We start from the raw sequence: 24636 nt of genomic DNA, 5'->3' as shown, positions 1-24636 counted from the left end.
CCATCCGATCCGGACCCGTTCGCGCGTCCCGTGTTCCGGTCACGGGTCCGGTGGCGACATTGACGCCGGACCCGTTCCCTCACACTCTGCCCGCGCGATACGCGGGCGGTGCAACCGGGCCGTCCGAGGCTGCGGACGGCCCGGAGTCTCAGGCCTGTGCGCGGAACGGCACCGAGATCGGCCAGCGCACGTAGTTGCCGTGCGCCCACTGCACCGCGTCGAGGTCGACGGTGAAGTCGGGGCAGCGCGACAGCAGTTCCTCCAGTGCCACCCGGGCGACCATGCGCGCGGCGGCCGCGCCCAGGCAGTGGTGGTGGCCGTGACTGAAGGTCATGATCCGCTTGGGGTTGCGGCGCACGTCGAGTTCGGCCGCGGTGGGGCCGAATTCGCGTTCGTCGCGGTTGGCCGACCCGTAGCACAGCAGCACCCGCCGGCCCTCGGGGATGGTGACGCCGTGCAGTTCGATGTCGTGGGTGGCGGTGCGGGCCAGGCCCTGCACCGGTGAGGTCATGCGCAGGAATTCCTCGACCGCGTCGGTGATCAGCGCCGGGTTCTCGACCAGCAGGCGACGCTGGTCGGGGAAGGCGGTGAGCAGTTGCACCGCGCCGCCGAGGTTTCCGGTGGTGGTGTCGTTGCCGCCGGTGATCATCGTGAAGGCGAAACCGAGCATGGCCAGCAGGCCCTCGTTGTCGCCGTCCTCACCCAGCCCGGAGGCCAGCAGGTGCGAGATGGTGTCGTCGCCGGGTTCCTTGCGGCGGCGGTCGATGAGCTCGCTGAAATAGCCGACCATCTCCCCGACCGCGGTGAAGGCGTTCTGGTCACCCGCGGCCAGTCCGGCCCCGGCGACCGCGCCGCCGACGATATTCTCGGTCCAGTCGTCGAAGCGGCCCCGATCCTGTTCCGGCACACCGAGGTAGTGCGCCACCACCATGGTGGGCAGCGGCTTGAACAGTTCCTTGACGATGTCGCCGCCACCGGCCGCGCGCAGCCGTTCGATGCGTTCGACGACGAAGGCGCGCACCGCGGGCTCCACCGAATTCACCTGGCGGGGAGTGAATCCCGGTGAGACGCGGCGGCGGAAGTCGGTGTGGTCGGGCGGGTCCATGAACACGAACGGCTTGGCGGCACCGAAGCCAGCGGCCACCAGGTCCACGTAGTCGACCGTCAGTCCGGAGGCCGAGGAGTAGTTCTCGGGTTCGCGGGCGGCCGCGTACACGTCCGCGTGCCGGGTCAGGACGTAGAAGTCGTCGGATTCACGACCTTCGGGGACGACCCGGTGGACCGGATCATGGTCGCGCAGTTGGGAATACATGGGATACGGATCGCGCCAGGTCTCCCCGGACCGCAATTCGAATCGCACCGCATGAGACGCCGTTGAACTCATGAACCGACGGTAAGACAAAACACACAAGATGTCTAGAACCTGTTGCAAAGTTATCCCGATGTACCAGGCGGTCGGGTCGGTACTAGAGCACCCGGAAACGCACCGGATGCGCGAGCGGACGACTCGCCTCATCGAGGTGATGCAGCAGGTAGGAGCCGGTGGGCAGCGGTCCCAGCCGCGGGCCGGGGTCGATCACGGCCACCTGCCGCACGCCCGCCACGGGGGTGCTCGCGGCATCCGGGGACGCCTGCTCGGTGACGCCGAGGACCACCTGGTCCCGGGTCACCCCGTTCCCCAGGGCGAGGCCGCGAAGCACCGGCGTCGCGGGGACGGCGGTGGTGAATCCGCCGGGATCGGCGTAGACGGCGAGCCGGTGCCCGGCCACCGCCTCGGCGAGGCCGTAACTCACGACGAGATCTCGGCCGGGCTCGTACAGGGACCGGTCCAGCAGCAGCCGGGTGAAGGGCGCGGCGTCGTCGGCGGTCTTCCCCACAGCGCCGGTCTCCACGAATCCGCGTACGCGGCACAGGAATCCGGCGTCGGCAGCGGCGGACACCGATAGGTCGTACCAGCCCGCGCCTTCGGCCTCGCTCTCGCAGAGCATGTCCCGGCGCTCCGTCGCCCCGGCGGCGATGTCGATGGTCCAGGGCCCGTCGCCGCGGTAGGCGTTCGAGACCACCCGCACCGAAACAGGCTTTTCACCAGGGTTTTCGAATGTCCACGCCAGTTTGCGCCGACCGGAGCCCGCGGCGGTGGCGGTGACCCGCAGCCCGCCGCACGGTCCGCCGAGATCTCCGCCGAATCGGCGCTGGAACCCGTCCGGGCCGTAGAGGGTGTAGTCGTAGTGGCCGTTCACCGCCGGTAGGTCGTGGGTGACCGAGCCGCCGCCGGTGAGGTCGAAGCGGGTCGGCGTGAAATCCGTGGCGAAAGCGTTCGGGTACACCAGGCAGTGCGCCGCCGCGGTCCCGCCATTGTCGATGGTCAGCGTGATCCCGCCGTCGGCCCCGGGAGCACAGCGCACCTGCAACCGATACGGCAGCGGCACCCGCGGCCGGCTGCCGCTCTGTTGCTTGGGCATCCGCTGTACGAACGGAAGCGGTTGCGCTGCACCGGACATCGACTGCTCGGTGCGGGGTGAGGCGTTCGGCAGGATGAGGGTGCGCCGGGAGCCGAAGTCGAACAGTGCGGACAGGTCGCCACACATCTGCCGCCGCCATGGACTGATATTCGGCTCGGCCACGCCGGTGACGCGTTCCAGGAACTTCAGAACCGAGGTGTGGTCGAACAATTCGGAGGAGACCGCCTGCTTGCTCCACGGCGACACGACGATCGCGGGGGTCCGCGCGCCGAGGCCGACAGGGTGACTGCCGAAATACTCCCCCGGGGAGCCCGGCGGCGGGGTCGGGGCCGGGATGTGGTCGAAGTACCCGTCGTTCTCGTCGTAGTTGAGGATGAAGACTGTCTTGTTCCACACGTCCGGGTGTTCGGCGAGCGCCTCCAGCACCCCGCGAACCAGGGCCTGGCCATTGCGCGGGCCCATCACCGGATGTTCGCAGTCGACGTAGGGGGCGACGATCCAGGACACCGTGGGCAGTCGCCCGGTGGCCACGTCGGTGCGGAACGATTCCACCAGAGTTCCTGTGCGCGAACGCAACAGCCCGCGCTCCACCAGCGCTCGCTGCCCGGCCGACAGTTCGTCCATGCCCCGTTTCAGGGCGGCGGCGTAGGCGGGTTCCAGGCTCGGATCCCGTTCCAGGTCCGAGTAGTAGCGGAAGAAGTTCTCGAAGGCGACGGCGCGGCCGCCGTTGGTGTACTTCAGCGCGGTGCGCGCGGCCTCGCGGAACGGCAGGAAGAAGTCGAGCGCGTTGTCGGTGTAGTTGTCCCACTCCTGATAGACGCGCCAGCCGATGCCGCGGTCCTGGAGTCGTTCGGCGTAGGTGGTCCAGGGCAGGCCGAAGATGATGTCGTTGACGTAGCGCCCGGCGTCGGGGCTGAGCAGGGCATCGTAGAGGAACAGGTTGCCGGTGCGCGGCCCGACCAGTCCGGCCAGCGCGGCGGCCACCGGCGGCGGGAGCGCGCCGGTCAGGCCGTGCACCAGGCCCAGGACCCCGTCCACGATGCCGGTGACCGGCAGGCTGCGCATCCAGCGCAGTTTCAGGTCGTCGGAGAACAGCGAGACCTGCAGGTTCTCCGCGTAATTGTCCAGGGCGAGCGGGTTTTCCACGGTGCCGGTGAACAGGTACATGCGGTTGGGGTCGGTGGGCCCGTTCACCGAGCAGTGGTAGCCGTCGCAGAGGGTGAACGCCTCGGCGAGCTGGTAGTAGAAGCCCAGGCTGTCGCGGTCGTAGCCGACCATGCTGCCCTCGCCCTTTGCCCTGATCCAGCCGTCGTTGCGGCCGGCGGCGAAAGCGTCGTGGCCGGTGCGGGTTCCGTGGTCGGTGCCGTCGATGTTCTGCAGCGTGGTGGTGTACGGCAGGACGACGCGGCCGCCGTCGGGCTGGTGGAAGACCGAGCGGCCGGTGGACAGTTGCAGCGCGTTCAGGTCGGCGTACCCGCGGACGCCGGGCATGGACCCGAAGTAGTGGTCGAAGGAGCGGTTCTCCTGCATCAGGATCACCACGTGCTCGATGCGGTCCCAGCCGCCGGGCGGGGCGGGTTCGGCCCAGGCCTGGGCCAGGCTCGGCGGGAGCATCGACATGGCTCCGGCCGCGCCACCGGCGTGCGCGGCGTGCTTCAGAAAACGCCTCCGATCCATGGCATCCCCTAATGAGCATCGGAACGGCTATCTCGAGGATCGCCGACCGACCTTGGGGATTCGTGGCGGTGAGGGGGCTCACCGGTGAAGGGTCAGTTAATTCAACCGGTGCTGTCATCGGTGCGGACCAGCACGAACACCAGTTCCGTGTCGCCGATGCGCAACACCGCTCCGTCGGACAATAACCCGCTGTCCACGATGCGCGCACCATTGACATACACGCCGTTGGAGGAGTGCAGGTCCTTGATCACCCAGGTGTGACCGTTGTCGATGAGCAGGGCGTGGTGGCGGCTGACCCGGCCGTCGGCGAGCGCGATGTCGTTATCGGACAGGCGACCGATCCGGGTGGTGGAACCGACCACCGGGTGGACGTGCCCGGACCGGTCGCGCAGCAGCGCCTGCGGTTCGTGCCAGCTGCGGTCCACGATGGTGGTGGCGCGGGTGGCCGAGGCGGCGGCGACCTGGCGCACGCTGAGCGGGTCCTGGCGCAGGATGCGCGATTCCAGGTCCCGGATGCGGTGGCCGGGATCGATGCCGAGCTCCTCGGCGAGGATGCCGCGCAGGCGGCGGGCCGCCTCCAGCGCGTCGGATTGGCGGCCGGTCATGTAGAGCGCGGTGATCAGCTGCTCCCACAGCGATTCCCGCAGCGGATGGTCACGGACCAGTAAGTTCAGTTCGGCGACCACGCCCTCGGCGCGGCCCTGCGCGATATCGGCCTCGGCGCGGGCCTCGATGACGCCGATCCGCTCGTCGTCGAGGGCGACGGCGTAGGCGTCGGCGAAGCCGAGCCCGCGCAGATCCGACAGCACCGGGCCGCGCCACTGCGCGAGGGCGTCGGAGAGGGCCTCGGTGGCGGCGACGAAGCGTCCCGCGGCCAGCGCGCGCATGCCGTTCTCGCGGCGGGTGCGGAAGCGGAAGACGTCGCAGGCGCTGTCCTCGACCACGATGCGGTAGCCGGTGCCCATGTGCTGGAGCATGGTCCGGGCGTCGATGCCGCCGTCGCGCAGCGGCTTGCGCAGGTTGGAGACGATGGCGTGCAGGCTGACCCGCACGTCGGGCGGCGGATTGTCCTCCCAGACGGCACTGGCCAGCGCGTCCACCGAGACCGGCCGGTTGGCGTTGATGGCCAGGTAGGCCAGCACCGCCCGCTGCTTGGGCCCGCCCAGCTGCTGCGCCACTCCGTCGATGGTCAGCTGCACCGGACCGAGCACGCCCACCCCCGCCCGCACTCCATCCATCGCCGACCTCCCGCCGGGCCCCATTTCTGGCCCGTCACTGTAACTTTGCACGGTCGCCCCCGCCCTTCGCATCCACCGAATACGTCTCACCGAACTGGTCGGTCCCGCTCGCGATTTCGTTCCATCGACCGGGTACTGAGAAGCATGCACCGGTGCGGGCGGCTTTCGGGAGGATGCCTGCACCAGCGCATGCGAACGGTATGGAGGTGGAGGGCGTTCGGGGGTCAGTGGTTTTCGGGGGTCAGTGGTTTCGGGGGTCAGGGGTTGAGGTTGTAGACCTCCACCGAGCCGACCATCGTCACCGGATAGTTGGCCTTCACCCAGGCGGTGATCTCCGCGCCGGTGGATCCGTTGGATTCGGAGCCCTGCCCGCTGGGTTGCTGACCGCCCGACTGCTGACCGCCCGGCTGCTGGCCGTTCTGATCCTGGCGGGGCTGGTGTCCACCACCGGCATGGGCGTTGCCGCCGGGCTGGGAGTTGTTCGGCTGCCCCTGGTTCGAGGCGCCGCCGGGCTCGTTGCCCTGACGCGGGCGGATCAGCAGGTAACCGATCTGGTGGTCGGCGACGTACTGCTGGAACTGGGCCAGCGTCGGGGACGGGTCGCGGCCGCTGAAGCCGCCGATCGCGAGCAGCGCCTTGCCGGTGGTCAATTCGAGGGTGGCGACGTCCTGCGCGCCGATCGCGGCGGCCGCCCAGCGGGCATCGCTGCCGTCGACGAGCGAGACGATCTGCGGATCGGCGACCCCGCCGCGCTGCCCACCACCGTATTGGCTTGGGCCACCGGCATTCTGGCCGAGACCACCGCGCTGGCTCCGGGCCGGGCCCGCGATCGGGCTGCCGCCCTGGTGCACACCGGCCACCGTCTCGAGGGTGTAGGCGGTGGGGCCGAGCAGCCCGGCCAGCAGCGCGAACACACCGATGGCGAGGGTGTACCGCGGCAGTTTCGGGGCGATCAGCAGCGTGGCCGCGGTGACCACCGCCAAGGCCATGAGCGTCCAGCGCAGCCACGGCAGCCATTCGGGCGTGCGGTGCAGGAGCACGAACGACCAGATGCCCGTGGCGAGAGCCAGGACCGCGAGGGTGACCCGCGCCGCGAGATGGGTTCGGCGCTGCCACAATTGGGTCGCGCCGATGCCGAGGACGGCGGCCAGCGCGGGGACCAGTTCCATCGAGTAATAGGAGTGGAAGCTGCGGCTCATGTAGCTGAGCACGATGCCGGTGACCAGCAGCCAGCCGCCCCACAGCAGCAGGCCCGCCCGGACACGGTCGGTGCGCGGCTGCCTGCGGGTCAGCCACAACCCGGCGATCAAGGCGATGAGCGCGGCGGGCAGCAGCCAGGAGAACTCGGTGGCCAGTTCACCGGAGAACAGCCGGGTGATGCCGGGCTGGGACCCGAATCCGCCGCGCATCTGGGACGGATCGGGGTAGCCGCCCGGGGTGGGCAGGGCGGAGGGATTCGGCGCCGCCGACGGCGTGGGCGCGGCGGACGGCGTGGGCAGAGTCGACGGCATGGTGCGCGGTCCGCCGCCACCCCCGTTGTGGTTGCCCAGGATCCGGCCGAGACCGTTGTAGTCGACGGCCAGCTCCCACAGGCTGTTGCTGGTGGATCCGCCGATGAAGGGCCGCGAGCTCGCGGGCCACAGTTCGACCAGAGCCACGTACCAGCCCGCGGACAGCACCAGCGCCACGCCCGCGGACGCCAATCGCGTGACGCGCGTGAGCCATCCGCCCGCACCGGCCACCAGCACCACCAGCGCCAGGCCGGGCAGGACCAGGAACGCCTGCATCATCTTGGCGAGGAAGCCGAACCCCATGAGCACGCCCGCGCCGACCAGCCAGCCGGTGCCGCTGGACCAGAACCGTTGTCCCGGTGCGTCGATGGACCGCACCGTGCAGTACGCGGCGGCCACCAGCAGCAGCACCATGAGGGCGTCGGGGTTGTTGAAGCGGAACATCATGGCCGCCACCGGCGTGACCGCCAGCGCCGCGCCCGCGATGAGCCCGGCCGCGGGTCCGGCCCAGCGCCGTACGGCGGCGATGAGCAACGCGACCGACGCGACACCCATCAGCGCCTGCGGCACGAACATGGACCAGGCGTTGAAGCCGAAGATCCTGCCGGACAAGGCCATCACCCACAGTGCGGCGGGCGGCTTGTCGACGGTGATGGAGTTCTGCGGGTCCAGCGAGGCGAACAGCAGCGCCTTCCAGCTCTGGGTGCCCGACTGCACGGCCGCGGCGTAATACCCGTTGCCCCAGCCCGCTCCGCCGAGTCCCCACAGGTAGACGGCGGCCGTGGCGATGAGCAGCGCGGCGGCGGCCGCTAGTTCCCAGCGCGGCCGCCCACTGGCCGGGGACACGTCACCGTCCTTGGGTACGGCCGCATCGTCCGCAACACCGGTGATGGTCGACATGCCACCCGCTTTCTGTGCTGTTCCAACCCGATTTCTCTGTCGTCGCGGAGCCTAGGCCGCGGGATTTGACCACAGCTTCGAGACGGCTGGGAGTTCCCTGTGAGGGCCTGAGCTGCGACAGGAGGGCAGAAAAGCCGGAAGGGCACCCGCTGTGGCGGGTGCCCTTTCCAGGTATCCGGTCGTGCTTGTCAGTGACGGAGTGGCTCGAGCATGCTGGGGGACTCGAGGATCAGACCGTCGGGAGGGTGAAGGCGGCCGTACGGACCTTGTCGCCGTGCTTGAAGTCCAGGAACAGGCGGTAGGCGCCGCGGCCGGGGACGGCGGTGTGGAAGGTGACGTCCGGGCCGGGCGCGGTGACGCCGTCGCCGGGCTCGCCGTTCGGGTGCACGTGGACGTAGGCCAGGTCCCCGGCGCGCAGGATCACCAGGTGGCCGTAGGCGGCCAGGTAGGGCTGCAGGTCGGTGACCGGTTCGCCGTCCTTGCGCACGGTGAGGGTGAGCAGGCGGCCCTCCCCAGCGACCAGATCGCCGTCCAGGGTGACCTCGTAGCCGTCGACGGCGAAGGTGCGGTCGGGCTGCGGCGCGGTGCCCGGCCGGTAGTCGCCAGCGATGGCGAAATCCGCTCCGAGCGTGATGGTCCGGCCCAGGGCGCGCGGCGCGATATCGGTGAAGGCGCGGTAGGCGCCCGCCTCGGGAAGGTTCAGGCGGACCGTCCAGGTGCCGTCGGCCTGCCGTTCGGGGTGTACGTGCCAGAAGCCGGTGAGCTCGCGCTGCACGACGATCAGGTGCAGTTCCTGGTCGTGGATGGCGTCGAACTCGGTGACGGGTGCGCCGTCCGGGCCGAGGATGCGGAAGCGGAACTCGGTTTCGCCTGCGACGAAGACCTTTTCGGCGAGATCGAGAGTGTAGCCGTCCTGGGTGACCTGGAGGCCGCCCGGCACTCCGGCGTCGCGACCGCCGTGCGCGGCATGGTCGCCGTGCCCCGCGTGGGCGTTGTGATCGGCGTGCCCGGTGTGCGCCGCGTGATCGGCATGGGCGGCGTGACCTTCGTGCCCGGCATGCGCGGCATGCGCGTTGTGGTCGGCGTGAGCCGCGTGCTCGGTGTGTCCGGCGTGCTCGGCGTGGGCCGCGTGGTCGTGGTGTCCGGTGTGGGCCTGGGTGGTCATTTCCTCGTCCTCTCAACTTCTTTCACTGCCTTACGGAAGATCAAGTTAATACCCCTAGGGGGTATCTGCAAGAGGTGTCGATGTGAACCGGATCACCGCGATGGCGGCCCCCACACCCAGGGCCGCGCGGTGCGGCCGTCACCAGTGCGCGGTGCCCGTCAGCCAGTCGACCATGAGTCGGGTCGCCTCAGGCAGTTTGGTGATCGCGCAATGTCCGGTGTCGGGGAGCAGATGCACCTCGGTGTCGCGCCGGCCCTCGAAGACCAGCGTGTCCGCTTGCGGGATGTGCACGTCGTCCGCGCCGTTCAGCACCAGCATGGGCGCGTTCCAGTCCCGGTCCATCCACTTCCGGAGGCTGAACGCCGACATGCGTTGCGCGAGCTCGGCATCGGTGGGCTCGGCGTCGAAACCCATGGCATTGCCAACGATTCCGCGCATACCGTAGGCCCAGGTGCGGTCCGCGTCGAAGGAGCGCTCGACCGGGCCGCCCAGCACGATGGCGGCGTCCACCTCGGCGGCCAGTCCGGCGCGGGCGGAGTAGTAGCCGCCCATGGAGATGCCCAGATGCGCGACCCGGCCGCCGCCGAGACCGCGCGCCCGGTCGACGAGCGTGCGGACGATGCCATAGCCGGCGTCGTGCGAGAGGGGCACGGTCGTTTCGCCGGTGCCCGGGATGTCGAAGGCGAGCACCCGCAGCCCGGTGCGCAGCGCCAGGTCGGCGAACAGGTCATGCAGGTCCATTTTCCAGGAGTCGACGCCACCGGAGGCGATCAGGACCGGGTCGGTGGACGACCAGCCGGGCGGGGTCAGTACGTGCGCCGGGACCTCGACGCGGTCGCCGCGATGCGGGGACTCGATCGTGATGCGCTCGAAGTCGATACCGAAATCCGTTGCGGCGAGGAGGTATTGATCAACCTGCCGGGTCAGCGCGGTGCGCTTGAGCGGGTCGGCAAGGGTTGGGAATTTCGCCCAGCCGTAGGCGAGCGCGGCGCGCCGGTGCTCACCCTCGCGCCCGTATCGCTCAGCGAGCTCCGACCATTCACGGACCCAGCCGCCGGGTGCGTCGGCCCACATGGCGGTGATGGCGGCGCGGGTGGCGTCGACGTCCGCGGCGGGCAGCCCGGTGCCCACCATCTGCGGGTATCGCTCGACGAAAAGGTCCTGCGGGTCGACCTGCCAGTGGAACGCCATTCGATCCTCCTACCGTTAACGCAATTCAACTTGCGTTTGAGACGGTAGACCCACCTTCGGTCTAACGCAAGAGCTCTTGCGTTAATCTGATTCGGTGACCGACCCGATTCGCCGCCGCACCGGCGGCCGCTCCGCGCGCGTGCGGGAGGCCGTCCTGGCGGCCGCCCTGGACACGCTGGCCGCCGACGGCTTCGACCAACTGAGCATCGGTGCGGTCGCGGCCCGCGCGGGCGTGCACGAGACCTCGATCTATCGGCGCTGGAAGACCCGCGACCGCTTGGTCTTCGACGCGCTGCTCGAACACAGCGAGCAGAATCTGCCGGTCCCCGACACCGGATCGCTGCGCGCGGATCTGATCGAGTTCAACCGGTCGCTGATGGCGATCGTGGATTCGCCGCTGGGCACCGCGCTCGGACGGGTGATGGCCGGCGGGGAGGACGATCCGGAGTTCGCGCGGGCCCGGGCCGAGTTCTGGCGCACCCGGCTGGAGGCGGGCCGGGTGATGTTCGACCGCGCCGTCGACCGCGGCGAGCTGGCGGCCGCCCCCGACGCCTGGCTGGTGCTCGAAACCCTCACCGCGCCAGTGCATTTCCGCAAGCTGCTCACGCGCGAACCGTTCGACGACGATTACGCCGAGCGCATCGTCGACCTGGTGTTGAACGGGCTGTCGGCGACGCCGGGCCCGTCGTCGCCGGAATGACCGCGGTGCCGCTGGCCGGTTCCGGTCCGGGCGCGGCGTAGGGTCGGTAGCGAGCGTTCAGCTATCCCGTAGCCGCACCGTGTGATTCGCCGGTGGGAGAGGACGTAGCAATGTCGACCGGGGATACCGTGATCGTCGCCGTGGACGAATCGGCCGGCTCCGCCGTGGCCTGGGCCGCGCACACCGCCGCCCTGCACCACGCGCCGCTGCACCTGCTGCGGGTCCTGGAGATCACCCCCGATCAGGGTCTGGGCCTGGGCACCACGATCACCACCCAGGACTACGACCAGCTGGAGGAGCACGGCACCTGGCTGCTGCAGACCGCGGCCCAGGCGGCCTCCGAAGCCTCCCCCGGCCTCACCGTCACCACCGAACTGACCACCGGCGCGGTCGTTCCGACGCTGCTGGAGCGCACGCACACGGCCCGCATGCTGGTCGGCGGCGCCCGCGGCGGCGGCACCCTGCGCCGCGCCTTGCTCGGCTCGGTCAGCTCGGTCCTGGCCCGCCGCGCCCACTGCCCGTTCGTGGTTGTCCGCGACGGCGTCCCGCTACCGGTGGATCTGCCGACCCGCCCGATTCTGGTCGGCGTGGACGGCACCAAGATCAGCGAGCCCGCCATCCACGCCGCCCTGGAAGAGGCCGCCGCGCGCGGTGTCGCGGTGATCGCCTTGCACGCGGAAGGCGCCTCCGACGACCCCGAGATGGACGCCCTCGACGACTACGTCCTCGCCGAATCCCTGGCCGGTTGGCAGGAGCGCTACCCCTCGGTCCGCATCGACCGCGAAACCACCCACGACACCCCCGAGCGCTCCCTGCTGGCCCTCTCCTCGGGCACCCAGCTCCTCGTCGTCGGCACCCGCGGCCGAGGTGGCTTCACCAGCAAGGTCTTCGGCTCCACCAGCCAGTCCCTGCTCCTCTCGGTGCAAACGCCGATCATGATCGCTCCCACGCCGTGAGCCGCACCGTCCCGCGGCCGTGGGCATCGGTCACCCGCGGGACGGAGGTCACAGCGGCGCCGGCTCGGTCGCCGCGACCCGATCGATCAGCGCCGTCAGCGCTTTCGTCGCGGACGCGGCGGTGGCGGCGATCTCGGTGAGGCCGCTGGCGGCCAGGGTCTGTTCCATCACCTTGCGGGTCAGTTGACCGCGCCGGGTCGGGAAGACGAGCACCCGGCGGCGATCGGTGTCGTCCACCTTCCGCAGCACCAGGTTGTCGGCGATCATGGCGTCGATCAGGCGGGTCAGCGTGGCGGCGTTGAGCAGGGTGGCGTCGGCCAGCTGTGACATGGACAGTCCGGTACCGCCGGCCACCGCCTCGAGCACATGCCAACGGCCGACCGACGATTCGCCCAGACAGGTCGCGATCGCCCGGTCCAGTTCCTGTGACGCCCGCCGCACGAGCCGGGCGAGATCGTCCAGGGCGGCCGGGGCGGTGCTATCGTCCACCACAGCACTGTACAGCGCCATTCGATTTATTTTCACCTGCAAGTACCACGGGGTGATTCCCCGTGCCGCGACGAGCCCGCAGCGCGGATTCGCGCCGGGTCGATACGCGGAAAGCGCGGCGGGCGAAGCACCGTCGATACGCCCGCCACTCCCGCGCCGGTCAGCTCGAGACCCGCGCCGGAGTCAGGTCGAGATCCGTGGTTTTCACCGCGTCCGCGTAGGACGGCGACTGGCATTGCTCGGCACACCCCTTGGTGAGGGTGCACGACAGCGAAGACACCGGGCCGCCGTGGAATGGGCAGTCGTGCACCATATCCGGCAGTTCGTATCGCTTCCCGTCCACCACGTCCAGTAGCGTCTGACCGGCCCACAGCGGCTCCTTCTCGATCTCCTCCCGCAGCGGATTCGGCCGGGCCAGATAGTATTTCCCACCGGTGGCCAGGGCGATGAGCGGCGTCAGCACCACCGCCACCGCGAGCGCGAGATACGGCGACCAGGCCTGCAGCAACGAGCCGAAGACACCGAAGTAGGCCACGATCGACAGTCCCGACCCGGCGAGCATGGACACGAATCCGACCGGGTTGACCGGGTACAGGTAGGCCCGCTTGAACTCGATGAAGGGCGGGCTGATCTTCAGAATGCCCTTGTTGATCACCAGATCCGCGACGATCGCCCCGATCCAGGCGATGGCCACGTTCGAGTAGAACCCCAGAATCGTGTTCAGGACCGTGAACATATTGCCCAGCATGAGCGCCAGTGCGATGGCGATGTGCAGCGCCAGCCACACCACCCGCCCCGGATGCACGTGCAGCACTCGGCTGAAGAAGTTCGACCACGAGAGCGAGCCCGAATAGGCGTTGGTGACATTGATTTTGATCTGCGACAGCAGCACCATGATCGTGGCTATGGTCAGCGCGACCGCGTGGTTGTGAATGAGCGCGCCGTAGCCACCGAGGAACTCCTCGATCGGTTCGGTGGCCCGGGCGAAGCCCACCTGGCCGGCGACGTAGAAGGCCAGGAACGCGCCGCACAGCTGCTTGGCCGCGCCGAGCACCACCCAGCCGGGCCCCGCCGCCAGTACCGCCGACCACCAGCGCCAGGCGGGGGTCTCCGACTTCTCGGGCATGAAACGCAGGTAGTCGACCTGTTCGCCGATCTGGGCGATCAACGAAAGCGCTACGCCCGCACCGGCTCCCACGCCGATGGCGGTGACCCGTGCGGTGCCGCCGTCACCGGCCCAGGACAGGAAGCCGTCGAAGCCGGACGGATCGCCGACGGCAATGGTGACCAGCGGCGCCGCGAACAGGATCAGCCACAGCGGCTGGGTCCATACCTGGAATTTCGCCAGCGCCGACATGCCGTACAGCACAAGGGGAATGATCACCAGTGAGCCGATCACGTAGCCGAGCGGCAAAGGGATGTGAAAGGCCAGCTTCATGGCTTGCGCCATGATCGAACCCTCCAGCGCGAAGAAGATGAAGCAGAAGCTCGCGTAGATGAGGCTGGTCAGCGTGGAGCCGAAGTAGCCGAAACCCGCTCCGCGCGTGAGCAGATCCATGTCCAGGTTGTACTTCGCGGCGTAATAGGCGATCGGGATGCCGGTCAGGAAGATGGTCACCGCCGCGACCAGGATGGCGATGACGGCGCTCGCCGCGCCGTGCGTGACGGCGATGGACGCCCCGATCGAGTAGTCCGCGAGGTAGGCGATGCCGCCGAGGGCCGCGACCGAACAGGCCATCGGACTCCAGCGGCGGAAAGACTTGGGCGCGTAGCGCAGCGAGTAGTCCTCGATATTGTCGCGCGCGGCCCACGCCTGGAACCGCTGCCACCGGGTGGTGCTCATGGTGTCGTTCTCCTCATTGTCGAGGCCGTTGGGCCTCAGATCCGCAACGAGAACAGACCATAGATGCGATATTTTCAGATGAATATAATCCATATGAAAATTAACGAGCCGGATACCGGGCAGGGATCCTGAAACTGGCAGTTAACCCACTGGTTTCGCCGCAGTGACACACACCGCTTCGTATCGTGTTCAACTGAAATAGATACAAATGAAAATAATTCCCGGCCTCGGCGCCGGGGAGGACGGAGCGGCCGCGTGCCCTTTTACGAGTTCATCTGCCGCGAGTGCGGCGGCTTCGAACGCATCCACCCCATGGCCGAAGTGCCCGCGAAATCGGCGTGCCCGACCTGCGGGCAACCGGCCCGGCGACGGGTCGGCGGCGGGTCGCTGCTGCACGGCGACTCACCCGCGATGCGGCTGCTCGACGCTACCGCCCGCACCGCGGCCGAACCGCCGGTGGTGACCGCCCCGCCCGCCGGCAGCCGACCCCGGGTGACCCGAAACCCGTTGCACCGCAAGCTACCCCGTCCCTGAATCCCGAGGAGGAATCCATCCATGCCCGAACTGTTGTTCCCGCTCGATTCCGGCAAGAAGTTCACCGACCAGAAGTTCGTCGGCCACAATCGCTGGCATCCCGACATCCCGGCCGCCGTCACCGTCACACCCGGCACGGAATTCCGTGTGCACGTCCGGGAATGGTTCGATGGCGCGATCCGCAACGACGACTCCGCCGACGACGTCCGTGACGCTCCGCTGACCACCGTGCACTGCCTGTCCGGCCCGTTCGCCGTCACCGGCGCGGAACCCGGCGATCTGCTCATCGTCGACATTCTCGATATCGGCCCGATCCCGCAGGAGGATTCGGGCCCGCTGGCCGGTCAAGGCTGGGGCTACACCGGCATCTTCCCCACCGACAACGGCGGCGGCTTCCTCACCGAGCATTTCCCCGACGCCTACAAGGCCATCTGGGATTTCAGCGGCCACACCACCACGTCCCGCCACATCCCCGGCGTGAAGTTCACCGGCATCATGCATCCCGGCCTGATGGGCACCGCGCCCTCAGCCGGCCTGCTGGGCGCCTGGAACACCCGCGAAGCCGCGCTGATCGCCACCGATCCCGAGCGCGTCCCCCCGCTCGCCCTGCCACCCGAGCCCCGCGACGCCATCCTCGGCGCGCTGGCCGGAACCGAATTCGATCGGGTCGCCGCCGAAGCCGCGCGCACCGCCCCGCCCCGCGAGAACGGCGGCAACCAGGACATCAAGAACCTGACCCGCGGCAGCCGTGTCTTCTATCCCGTCTTCGTGCCCGGCGCCAACCTCTCCGTGGGCGATCTGCACTTCTCTCAGGGTGACGGCGAGATAACCTTCTGCGGCGCAATCGAAATGGGCGGATTCATCGACCTGCGCGTGGACCTCATCAAGAACGGTATGCAGCTCTACGGCGTCACCGAGAACGCCGTCTTCCTCCCCGGCAACGAAGGCCCCGTCTACTCCGAGTACCTGGCTTTCTCCGGCACCTCGGTCACCCTCGACGGCGAACAGCGCTATCTGGATTCCCAGCTGGCGTTCGAACGAGCCTGCCTGCACGCCATCGACTACCTCACCAACTTCGGCTACTCCCGGGAACAGGCCTACCTCCTGCTGGGCGCCGCCCCCATCGAGGGCCGTTTCTCGGGCGTGGTCGACATCCCCAATTCCTGTGCCACCGTCTACCTCCCCACCGCCATCTTCGACTTCCCCATCACCCCCACCGCCTCCGGCCCCACCAAGATCGACCCCGGCATCGGAGCGCCCCGATCGACCCGTTGACCCCCCCGCCCGGCACGCCCTCGTGCCGGGCGCCCCAGGGAGAATCACCCCCCTCCGCGCTACCCGTACGAACGTACGGCTCGGTAGTCTGACCCAGACGCCCCCGTAGCCCAATTGGCAGAGGCAGCGGACTTAAAATCCGCACAGTGTCGGTTCGAACCCGACCGGGGGCACAAACCGACAACAAGGTTTGCGAAGTTCGCGAGTCTTCTGCCGCGTCAACACCGTCGAGACTGATGGCAAACTCCGAGGCCGGATGGTGTCGGTTCGACAATTTGCGCTGGGGCATAACCAGCGATCGCTGACACGCACTGCACCTCGGCTCACCCCAAATCGACCGGACAGTTGATACTCCGCCCTATGTCCCCGGAACAGTCTCTGGGACAAGCAGTTACGGCGGCCTTCGGCATCTACCCCCTCGGCTGCTTGCTATTCGAGTTGCTCATAGGTGATCAACCCTTCTATCCGACTCGGGACACACCACTTCGCCTACTTCACCTCGGCGCAGCCCACGATGAAACCCGCTCCTTTTCGCCACCCGCTCCTCGCGCCCGCGCCGCAGCGCGCAGCCCGCACCCATCATGAGCCCGAGCTGGCGGAGCAGGAACACGCCTTCCACTACCGGCAGACCCCGGGGGCAGCGCTCGCGGTGGTCAGGATTCTGCAGCCGGTTCAGCCATGATCCGCCTGAGCGGGACGGAGTGATCTTCCCAGGTCCCTGACGGATCGGCGGCATCGAGAACGGCCGGGTGGGCCGGTCGCGTGAGTCGACATGCCGTTCGCAAGGTGGTTTCGCCTGCCGCGGTCCGGTGCACGAAAGATCCCGATGAATGGGATACCCCGTATTTGATTCGGGCAGATAGCTGCTTCTGTGAGACGCGACACTCCAAATGCCGGTTCTTCGGCATACCTGAAGTGGCGTTCGCCACGATGAAAGGCATTCCCACCCATGCGAATCCGTTCTCTTCGATGGTCCATTGCGGTGATGGCGACCGCGGTCGCGGCCACAACCGCTACCACCGGCGTCGCGTCCGCCGGTCTCGACCTCGGAAGCTCCGGCAGCAGCGCCGGCAGCAGCGCCGGTGACATGGTCGTCACCCTGGTGCGCCATGCCGAGTCCCTCGGTAACACCTCCGGCCTGATCGACACCAAGGTGCCCGGACCCGACCTGACCGCGCGCGGCCGGACGCAGGCAGACAATCTGGCCACCCAGCTGGCCGACAAGAATTACGACTGCGCCTTCGCGTCCAACATGGTGCGTACCGAGCAGACTGCGGCGCCGACCGTCGCCAAGCGCAACCTGAACCTCAACATTCAGCCCGGCTTCCGGGAGATCGAGGCAGGCGACTACGAGGGCACCCCGGAGGCCCAGGCGATGTCCGGGTACCTGCAGGCTCCGATCAAGTGGCTCTCCGGCGACCTGAACGCACGGATTCCAGGCTCCATCGACGGCAACGAGTTCGACGGCCGCGTCGATCAGGCACTGGTCGAGGTGCAGCGCCGCAACTGCGCCAACCCGGTGATCTTCTCGCACGGCGGCACCATCATGTTCTGGGCCATGATGAACGCGAGCAACGCCGACAAGAGCAAACTCGGCACCGATCCGATGCGCAACGGCGGCCGCGTCGTCCTCAAGGGCAACCCGCAGAAGGGCTGGACGATCGTCGAGTGGGTCGGCCACCCGGACCTCGGCTGATTCACCCCTTCCGCGCCCCGGATGTCACCGACCCGAATCGATGGCACCGGGGCGCAGTTGTATCTCGGTCCAGGGTCCCCCGGACCTGCTCACCTTCGAAGCCCGCTTCACCCAGCAGTCGGAATGATGAGCTCGTCAGCCGCCCGGCCGGAAGGCCCGGTGGTCAGTCGTGGCAACCCGGCGTGGTCGTGAGATGCCATGCGGCCGGGGAGATTTCGGCTGCGAGCTCGTGAGTCAGGGCGCCGGTCGCGACCAGGCGGTCGACGACGTGTTGCTGGCGGCTCGCCGCCAAGTCCGGGCGGGTCAGCGGGTCGTAGTTGCTGGGAGCCTGCGGCAGCCCGGCCAGCAGTGTTGCCTGGGACCAGCTCAATCGGTCCGGCGGCACCCCGAAGTAGCCGCAGGAAGCGTCCTGCAGGCCGTAGAAGCCGTGGCCGAAATAGGTGACGTCGGCATACATCCGGAGGATCTGGGACTTGGAGTAGGTGGTGTCGAGCTTGACGCCGAGCAGCAGCTGTTCGGGGGCGCCCACCAGGGGATGGTCACCGTGGAAATACAGCATCTTGATCAGCTGCTTGTCCAGCGTCGACCCGCCGCTTTCCCGGGAACCGAGTAGACCGAGGCCGCCGCGCACCATACCGAGGATGTCGATGCCGTGATGCCGATGGAAACGACTGTCCTCGGTGGCCAGCAGCGCTGTCGTGAACCGCGCCGGCACCGAATCGGACAGCAGCGCCGAATCCCGATCCGCTGCCAGATCCCGGACCCGCTGATCGGCGTCGGCAACCGACGGGGTGAGCGCCCACCCGGCAGCCACCACAACCCCGAGCACCAACAACACGACCAAGAGCACTTTCCCCAGCCGACGCAGCCGGTGACGGCGCCGAGGCTTACTGGATTCCATAACCAGTGACCCTAAGCATCGCGGGTGGAGTTGCTTTGCGCCGAATGTGAAGATTCTGCGCGGATGGCATCAGCCTCCTGGCCGCTCAGTAGGTTCTGAGTTGTCCGCCTTTGGGGTTCAGCATGGATTCGTGATCTGGGCGGGAGCATTGTCCCCGAGGTCCACTGCCTCTCGCTGCGGACCGCTTCCGCCGACGCCCTCTCGGGCGCAACAGTTTTCGATGAAGCGTGGCGTCGGTGAGGGCCTCAGTAGGTTGCGAGTCCTCCGCCCTTGGCGTTCAGCATGGTTTCGTGAGTCAGCCGCTCGCTGGGACGGAGCAGCAGGGGCATGTCGCCGGTGTGCCACACCACGGACTGCACCACCTGCCGGTCTTTGAGGAAGACGTAATACCCGGAAGGCGCCGGATTATCGGAATTGATACGGGGCGGTAGCCCCTTCCAGCAGGTGCCCGCCGGGGTTTGCGCGGTCTTGTTCATCCAGTCATCGTTGTAGGCTTCGGCGGCCTCGATCATCGTGTCCCAGTCATCGGACCAACCTGCCGCGTGAGTGACCTCGCCGAGGCTGATGGCTTGATGCCCTCGCCCGGCGGTTTCGAGTTCCGCCGTCAGCGCCTTGCTCGAGCCGAGCGGCTGCGGCTCCCGGTCGAGGCGGATTTCGGATTGACAGGTTTTCGCAGCGGGCTTTGTTGGTTTGGCAGCACATCCAGCCAGCAGCGGAACCATCAGGATGCCGACAACTACGGTGGCTGGTTTCACTTGCCTCGCACTCATGCGCGGCCTCGCCACCGGCGTCCTCGCGCCCACCATGCCGATCAACCTCTTCTACCTGCTCGCACTCGGCAGCCTCGGTGTCTACGGTGCGATCCGACGCCTCGCCACCCTGCTGCGTACCTGATCAGTACGTTCTGAGTTGTCCGCCTTTGGGGTTCAACATGGATTCGTGAGTCAGTCGCCGAACGGAACCGAATTCCACGGGTTTGTGCCCGGTATCCCACACCACGGACTGCACCACGTGCCGGTCTTTGAGGAAGACGTAGTACCCGGAAGGCACCGGATCGGAAGCACCGATCCTGGGTGGTAGACCCGCCCAGCAAGTACCTGGTGGGGTCTCTGCCCACTTGTTCATCAGGTCATCGTCATGAGCCGCAGAAGCATCGATCACCGCGTCCCAGTCATCGGACCAGCCGGCCGAGCGCGTGACCTCACCGAGGCTGACGGCTTGCTGCCCGCCCCCGGCCGTTCTGATCGCCTCTGTCAGTGCCTTGCTCGAGCCGAGCGGCTGTGGCTCCTGGCTGAGGCGGATTTCGGATGGACACCTCTCCGCGTAGGACTGGTGCTTGGCGGCACAACTGGCCAGCAGTGGAACCGCGAGCAGTCCGGCAACGATCAGGGCTGGTCTCAATTACCTCGCACTCACTTTCCGGGAAGTGGGATATCGATGGCCGGAGGACTTGATATCTCGTTCCAGGGAACCGTATTACTCCAGGCGATCTGGGCGGGAGCATTGTCCCCGTTGGGGCTGTGGATGACGATGGCGTCGCCGTGGTCGACCGCGGCGATGACCGCTGTTTTCAGATCGTCCTTCGATGCGCCCATATTCGCGAGACCGATCTGACGGCCGAGTTCATTGTTCTTGAGGTCCATCGCCTCTCGTTGTGGACCGTTTCCGCCGACGCCTTCATGGGCGCTGGCGTACTTCTGCGCCCAGTCAGAACCGAACTCCTGTGTCATCCGTGCATTCCAGTAGGCGTGCCGGGCCGCGTCCCCATGACCGTCGTCCTTCGAGCCGTCATATGCCGCGGTGTACTTGTTGTTCTTCCCGAACTCTTCCGCCTCGTCCTTGATGTCGTTGAACTTCAGGTATTTCCGCGGATCGCCGCCGTAGAGCGGGTTGCAGAGCTCATCCAGCGCCGCTTTTTCCTCGACCGTCATCTCTACCGGCTGCATGTCGGGCTTGGACATCCTGATCAGGTTCAGCAGGGTCGAGTCGGGCCACACAACGATCTCGGACTTCGTCGCGTCCACCTGGTATTTCTGGAGAATATCGCTGAGCGTGGCATCCCCCGGAATACCGGCCAGCACCAGCTTGACATCATCGGACACGTGCTCGAGTTGCGTGGCCAGGTCGCGCGCGCCGATCTTGTCGGTTGCCTGCACATCCCAGAACGCCTGCTTGAGACTCGCACCCAAGCTGAGGCATTCGGCGGTCTTCCAGGCGACGGAAGCCGGGTTGCCCCAGTGCTTCTTGATGGTCTCCCAGTTCGAGTCGTATGACTTCACGTCGCCGGTCTCGTCGTCGTAGAAGAGGTTGTACTCCGAGTCTTCGACGTCATCGACAGCCGACTGCAAACTCTTGATATCCGATTGCAGTGCGGCAGTCGTGGTGTCGATCTGCTTATGGATGGCATCGAGCACGTCACCGGTGGTGACCGCCTCGTTCTTCAACTTGGTCGACATGGTGCGGGCGGCGCTACCGGCGGCCTCGCCGAAGTAGGAGTCGGAACCCTGAATCGCCTTGTCGGCATTGAGGGATTCGGCCTCGACGGTGATACCGGCGTTCATCGCGTCCGCGCCGGCGAAGCGTGCCGAATCGAGCTTCCACCCGAGCACGGTGGAGATGGTGATCTTGTCACCGCTCACTTGATCCCCTTGAAGCCGGCCACATTCGCCTCTTCCATCCCATCGACTGTGCCGGCCGCGTTATCGGTCAGATTCGCGAACTGGTCAAGCCTGCCTTGATGGAGCGCCACCACTCGATCCATCGCCTCGAGTACCAACCCGACGTTGTTCGCGAAGGCGGAGAACGGCATCGCGCCGGGAGCGGCGTCACGGTTGTGCTCGCCGATCGGGCTCAGCTTGCCGATCGCACCGGCATGGGTGCGGGTATCGGTGGCGAGCGCGCGCAACTTTTCGGGATCGAAGGCAACCATGTCTACCGTCCCACCAACAGCTTTCGCTTCATGAATCCCCCAGCACTGGCAATAGCATCGCTAACAGTAGCGGTCGGTATGTACTGCGAACAATTGGGCGCGCGGTGTCGGTACAGTGTCGACCAGTCGGGGGGAGGCATCCCGGCATGGACGATCCGGATGAAGGGGTGCGGAGCACGTGGACCAGCGTCGCGCGCGGGCCGAGAAGATCGATGAGGCCATCGGGGTGGTCCGAGCCCAGGCTCGCGCCGCGGACCGAAGCATGGCGATCGAGGTGGATGCCTACGGGCAGATCACCCAGATCAGGCTGGCGCCGCACGCCGCCGCCGAGGGGACCCAGCAGCTCGAGCGGACCATCATCGAGCAGTACCGGGCGGCGCGCGCCGATGCGGAAACGCAGGCACACAAGGTGTACGAACAGTTCCTTCGAAACGAGAAGAAGAACGCTGCTCCGGCCGCGCCGCCGCAACCCGAGTGGGCCGATCCGGACGATGTGCAGCCGGTCAGGCTCTGGAGCAACACGCGCTGATGAATAACGGCGCTCCGTAGAACCCTTGTGGGTGTTAAGGATTCGGCAAGCCGGGGCGGCGAGAGTTCCTCGCATGGATAGGAAGCGTGGGGCCGCGCTGGAAGCGGCCGGGGGCGTTGCGGGTGGAATCGTCGGGGCGGTAATGGGTTTCCTGTACCCGTGCGCGATCATCGTGTTTCAGCGCAGTGTGGGGATCACCGACCCCCACCGGCCCGCTACCGTCACGCAGGACGGGCCGGTCGAGTATGGGGTGGGTTCGGTCGGCTATTGGGCCAGTTGGATCGCGACGTTCGCCGCGATCATCGCGATCGGGGTGATGGGGTCACGGTATCGGCACACGCGGGCTGCCGCCGTTCCCGCGACCATGGCGTTCGCGATCGTCACCCTTCCCCTGGCCCTGCTGTTCATCGCGTTCGACTTCGGTGGTGCGCCACACCCCAGCTGATCCGACAGCCCGGCCTCAGGCGGTTTGCTGGGCCTGTTGTTTGATCACGAGGGCGACATGCAGGCGGGACGGGCAGTCGAGTTTGGTCATGACCTGGCGGAGGTGGTTGACCACTGTCCATTCGGCGATGCCGAGGCGGCTGGCGATCATGCGGTTGGTCATGCCCTCGGTGACCAGGCGGGCGATTTCCAGTTGGCGTTTCGTCAGGCGGGAGACGGGGGAATCGGGGAGTTCGGCGGGGAGGGGCGGGGTGGAGAGGGCGTAGGCGACGGCCTCGTCGATGTCGAGGACGGAGCCGACGGTGGAGATCGCGGGGTCATGGCTGTCGAGGGTGGAATCGGGGATGTCCACGTGGTCGGTCAGTTGCGGTAGGGCGTAGGCGTCGCGGATCCAGCGGGCCGCGGCGGACAGCCGGGGTACGTGGTCGGAATAGTGTTCGCCCGCTGCGTGATAGGCGCGAGCACAGCCCTCGAGGGCGACGACCATCTCGACGGCGTTGCGGGCCGGGTCGGGGGTGCGCAGGGCGAGGCGGAAGACCTCGTGGGCGTGATGAGGGGCGCCGGCGCGCAGGAGGGTGCGGCCGAGGATGGCGAGGAGGCCGAGGCGGTCGCGGCGGTGAGGCAGGGCGGCGATACGGTCGCGCAGGGTCTGCCAGTCGCCTTCGCCATCGTGGGAAGGATCGAAATGGACCAGCGCTTCGACCAGTGCGCCGACCTCGCGTTCGCGGGGTGTACGGGCGGAGGCCGGTGGGGCGCTGTCGATCAAGGTTCGGGCCCGCCGCGTATCCCCCATTTCGTAGCAGGCCACGGCTAGTCGCCAGACTGCCGAACCGGTCGGCTCCACGGCCGAGGTCAGCAGACCGACGGCGTCCGCGAAGCGGCCGGATCGTAAAGCCCAGTGGCCCAGTAGTTCCCGGCCCAGCGCGGCCGCGGTCGGATCCGCGGTCCTCGACAGCCGGATGAGCGTCGCCTCCGCCCAGGTGAACGCGCGCCGCTCGATCCAGACGTCCTCGAGTTCGCGCAGCATGCGCACCGCGCGGGCCGCCTCGCCCCGGATCGTGAAGTAGTCGATGGTCGCGACCAGATCGTCGTGCCAGCGTTCGGCGAGCTGGACCGCGGCGGGGCGACGGGCCGGGTCGTCGAGCATGCGCGCGATACGGGCGGCGAGCTGACTCATACCCGCCGCGCGCATGGCTCGAATCCGCAGTGCGCGTTCGGGGTCCGCGAAGAGCAACTGCCGCAGACAGGTGCGCGTGAACCCGGACATGGCGTAGGTGTAGTGCCCGTTGTCGGCGACCGCGTGGTCGAGCAGGCTGCGGTTGACCAGGTCCGCGAGCCGATCCACGATGGCGTCACGCTGCTGACCGCACAGCAGCAACAGCACTTCCTCCAGATCGGTGAGCACGTCGGAGGTGGCGATCTGCAGCAGCAGGTCGGTGGACAGCGGGTCGAGATCGCTTGTCCCCCACTCCAGGCAATCGCGGATGGTGCGATGCCGGGCAGGCGTGTCGACGAACGGCGACGGCGGCAGCGGCTGGCCGGATTCGATGCGCCGCAGCGTCCGCTCGGCCCCGAACCGCGCGATGGCGGCCGCGGCCAGTTCCAGGGCGAGCGGCACGCCGCCGAGCGCCGCCGCGATCTCCTCCACGATCGCGAGGTCCGCGGATGTGGCTCCCCGGAAACGGGTTTCGATGCTGTCGAGCAGCAACCGCGCTGCCGGGCTCGGCGTCTCGATGTCCGGGGTGGTCGTCGTGGGCAGCGGATGCACCTGGAACAGGCATTCCTGGTAGAGCCCGAAGGCCCGGCGGCTGGTGGTGACGACGGTCAGGCCGGGGCAGCGGTGCAACAGCGCCGGAAGCTCGTCCGCGAGCGCGCGAACGAGGCGATCACAGTTGTCCAGGAACAGAATCGAAGGCACGGCTTCGGATTCGGCCTCGATCGCGGACCACACCCCGCGCGTATCCGCCGACTCGCCCAGATCCACCGCGACCATCCGCGATGTTCCATCCTGCACGGCTTCGGCGGCCAGTCGGCTCTTACCCACCCCCGCGATCCCGGTCACCGTCAGTACCCGGACCCGAGGGTCCGCGATGAGCCGCCGAACCTCGTCGACCTGGCCTTTCCGCTCGAGTAGCGCGGGGATTCTGTAGCTGTCAGGCATCGCGAAGGCATCCCATCCGATCGAAATCCGGCAGT

Annotated in this window: 22 protein-coding genes and 1 tRNA gene; 9 read left to right on the top strand and 14 right to left on the bottom strand. The window is 67.8% G+C overall.

Features of this window, described 5'->3' with window-relative positions; genetic code table 11:
• Positions 1-148: 148 nt before the first annotated feature.
• The 6 genes from ACFYTS_RS10150 to ACFYTS_RS10125 form a co-directional block, all read right to left on the bottom strand.
• Positions 149-1384: a cytochrome P450 gene (locus ACFYTS_RS10150; RefSeq protein ID WP_357280227.1), complete on the bottom strand. Its 1236-nt coding sequence runs from the start codon at positions 1382-1384 to the stop codon at positions 149-151.
• An 82-nt stretch (positions 1385-1466) separates the two neighbouring features.
• The gene (locus ACFYTS_RS10145) at positions 1467-4139 is read right to left on the bottom strand and encodes an alkaline phosphatase family protein (protein ID WP_387302628.1); all 2673 of its coding nucleotides are present in this window, start codon (positions 4137-4139) and stop codon (positions 1467-1469) included.
• Between the two features lie 101 nt (positions 4140-4240).
• Positions 4241-5377 (bottom strand): BTAD domain-containing putative transcriptional regulator, encoded by a 1137-nt coding sequence (locus tag ACFYTS_RS10140; RefSeq protein ID WP_387302625.1) that lies wholly within the window; start codon positions 5375-5377, stop codon positions 4241-4243.
• Between the two features lie 257 nt (positions 5378-5634).
• The gene (locus ACFYTS_RS10135) at positions 5635-7788 is read right to left on the bottom strand and encodes an ArnT family glycosyltransferase (RefSeq protein WP_387302623.1); all 2154 of its coding nucleotides are present in this window, start codon (positions 7786-7788) and stop codon (positions 5635-5637) included.
• A 229-nt stretch (positions 7789-8017) separates the two neighbouring features.
• Positions 8018-8953 (bottom strand): hypothetical protein, encoded by a 936-nt coding sequence (locus tag ACFYTS_RS10130; RefSeq protein ID WP_387302621.1) that lies wholly within the window; start codon positions 8951-8953, stop codon positions 8018-8020.
• A 138-nt stretch (positions 8954-9091) separates the two neighbouring features.
• Positions 9092-10144: an alpha/beta hydrolase family protein gene (locus ACFYTS_RS10125; RefSeq protein WP_387302619.1), complete on the bottom strand. Its 1053-nt coding sequence runs from the start codon at positions 10142-10144 to the stop codon at positions 9092-9094.
• A 94-nt stretch (positions 10145-10238) separates the two neighbouring features.
• Here ACFYTS_RS10125 and ACFYTS_RS10120 point away from each other — a divergent pair, with 94 nt between their 5' ends.
• Positions 10239-10844 carry a TetR/AcrR family transcriptional regulator C-terminal ligand-binding domain-containing protein gene (locus tag ACFYTS_RS10120; protein ID WP_387302617.1) on the top strand — a complete coding sequence of 202 codons (606 nt, stop codon included), beginning with the start codon at positions 10239-10241 and terminating at the stop codon, positions 10842-10844.
• 110 nt (positions 10845-10954) lie between these two features.
• Positions 10955-11800: a universal stress protein gene (locus ACFYTS_RS10115; RefSeq protein ID WP_357280242.1), complete on the top strand. Its 846-nt coding sequence runs from the start codon at positions 10955-10957 to the stop codon at positions 11798-11800.
• Between the two features lie 48 nt (positions 11801-11848).
• Here ACFYTS_RS10115 and ACFYTS_RS10110 read toward each other — a convergent pair whose 3' ends face one another.
• A complete protein-coding gene (locus tag ACFYTS_RS10110) occupies positions 11849-12289 on the bottom strand; it encodes a MarR family transcriptional regulator (protein WP_357280244.1) in 441 nt (146 codons plus the stop codon).
• A gap of 160 nt (positions 12290-12449) precedes the next feature.
• Positions 12450-14132 carry a purine-cytosine permease family protein gene (locus ACFYTS_RS10105; protein ID WP_387302615.1) on the bottom strand — a complete coding sequence of 561 codons (1683 nt, stop codon included), beginning with the start codon at positions 14130-14132 and terminating at the stop codon, positions 12450-12452.
• Between the two features lie 255 nt (positions 14133-14387).
• Here ACFYTS_RS10105 and ACFYTS_RS10100 point away from each other — a divergent pair, with 255 nt between their 5' ends.
• From ACFYTS_RS10100 to ACFYTS_RS10085, 4 genes are all read left to right on the top strand, one after another.
• Positions 14388-14666 (top strand): FmdB family zinc ribbon protein, encoded by a 279-nt coding sequence (locus ACFYTS_RS10100; protein ID WP_387302613.1) that lies wholly within the window; start codon positions 14388-14390, stop codon positions 14664-14666.
• 21 nt (positions 14667-14687) lie between these two features.
• The gene (gene fmdA, locus ACFYTS_RS10095) at positions 14688-15941 is read left to right on the top strand and encodes a formamidase (protein WP_357280249.1); all 1254 of its coding nucleotides are present in this window, start codon (positions 14688-14690) and stop codon (positions 15939-15941) included.
• A gap of 99 nt (positions 15942-16040) precedes the next feature.
• Positions 16041-16114 (top strand) — tRNA-Leu (locus ACFYTS_RS10090).
• 812 nt (positions 16115-16926) lie between these two features.
• Positions 16927-17637: a histidine phosphatase family protein gene (locus tag ACFYTS_RS10085; RefSeq protein WP_357280289.1), complete on the top strand. Its 711-nt coding sequence runs from the start codon at positions 16927-16929 to the stop codon at positions 17635-17637.
• Between the two features lie 163 nt (positions 17638-17800).
• On the opposite strand, the gene ACFYTS_RS10080 is transcribed toward ACFYTS_RS10085, so the two are convergent.
• Together ACFYTS_RS10080 and ACFYTS_RS10075 are read right to left on the bottom strand one after the other, a co-directional pair.
• A complete protein-coding gene (locus tag ACFYTS_RS10080; RefSeq protein WP_387302889.1) occupies positions 17801-18475 on the bottom strand; it encodes a biosynthetic peptidoglycan transglycosylase in 675 nt (224 codons plus the stop codon).
• A 308-nt stretch (positions 18476-18783) separates the two neighbouring features.
• Positions 18784-19293, bottom strand: a complete 510-nt coding sequence (locus tag ACFYTS_RS10075) for a hypothetical protein (RefSeq protein ID WP_387302611.1) — start codon at positions 19291-19293, stop codon at positions 18784-18786.
• Positions 19294-19306: 13 nt separating this feature from the next.
• Between ACFYTS_RS10075 and ACFYTS_RS10070 the strand changes: the two genes are divergently transcribed.
• Positions 19307-19432: a hypothetical protein gene (locus tag ACFYTS_RS10070; RefSeq protein ID WP_387302609.1), complete on the top strand. Its 126-nt coding sequence runs from the start codon at positions 19307-19309 to the stop codon at positions 19430-19432.
• On the opposite strand, the gene ACFYTS_RS10065 is transcribed toward ACFYTS_RS10070, so the two are convergent.
• From ACFYTS_RS10065 to ACFYTS_RS10055, 3 genes are read right to left on the bottom strand one after another with little or no spacing between them, the layout of a single operon-like run.
• Complete coding sequence (locus tag ACFYTS_RS10065) at positions 19433-19939, bottom strand: hypothetical protein (RefSeq protein ID WP_387302607.1); 507 nt, start codon at positions 19937-19939, stop codon at positions 19433-19435.
• A gap of 11 nt (positions 19940-19950) precedes the next feature.
• The gene (locus tag ACFYTS_RS10060) at positions 19951-21177 is read right to left on the bottom strand and encodes a DUF6973 domain-containing protein (RefSeq protein WP_387302605.1); all 1227 of its coding nucleotides are present in this window, start codon (positions 21175-21177) and stop codon (positions 19951-19953) included.
• Positions 21174-21467, bottom strand: a complete 294-nt coding sequence (locus ACFYTS_RS10055; protein ID WP_357280300.1) for a hypothetical protein — start codon at positions 21465-21467, stop codon at positions 21174-21176. Before ACFYTS_RS10055 ends, ACFYTS_RS10060 begins: the two co-directional genes overlap by 4 nt.
• Before the next feature lie 178 nt (positions 21468-21645).
• On the opposite strand from ACFYTS_RS10055, the gene ACFYTS_RS10050 reads away from it, so the two are divergent.
• Both ACFYTS_RS10050 and ACFYTS_RS10045 read left to right on the top strand, forming a co-directional pair.
• Complete coding sequence (locus tag ACFYTS_RS10050) at positions 21646-21996, top strand: YbaB/EbfC family nucleoid-associated protein (protein WP_387302603.1); 351 nt, start codon at positions 21646-21648, stop codon at positions 21994-21996.
• Between the two features lie 73 nt (positions 21997-22069).
• Positions 22070-22441, top strand: a complete 372-nt coding sequence (locus ACFYTS_RS10045) for a hypothetical protein (RefSeq protein WP_357280305.1) — start codon at positions 22070-22072, stop codon at positions 22439-22441.
• Between the two features lie 15 nt (positions 22442-22456).
• On the opposite strand, the gene ACFYTS_RS10040 is transcribed toward ACFYTS_RS10045, so the two are convergent.
• Positions 22457-24601 carry a LuxR C-terminal-related transcriptional regulator gene (locus ACFYTS_RS10040; RefSeq protein ID WP_387302601.1) on the bottom strand — a complete coding sequence of 715 codons (2145 nt, stop codon included), beginning with the start codon at positions 24599-24601 and terminating at the stop codon, positions 22457-22459.
• Between the last annotated feature and the right edge of the window lie 35 nt (positions 24602-24636).

Source organism: Nocardia sp. NPDC004151 (assembly GCF_042874235.1).
Classification (GTDB): Bacteria; Actinomycetota; Actinomycetes; order Mycobacteriales; family Mycobacteriaceae; genus Nocardia.
Note: the sequence above shows the minus strand (reverse complement) of the source record. Positions and strands in the feature narration are given on the sequence as shown.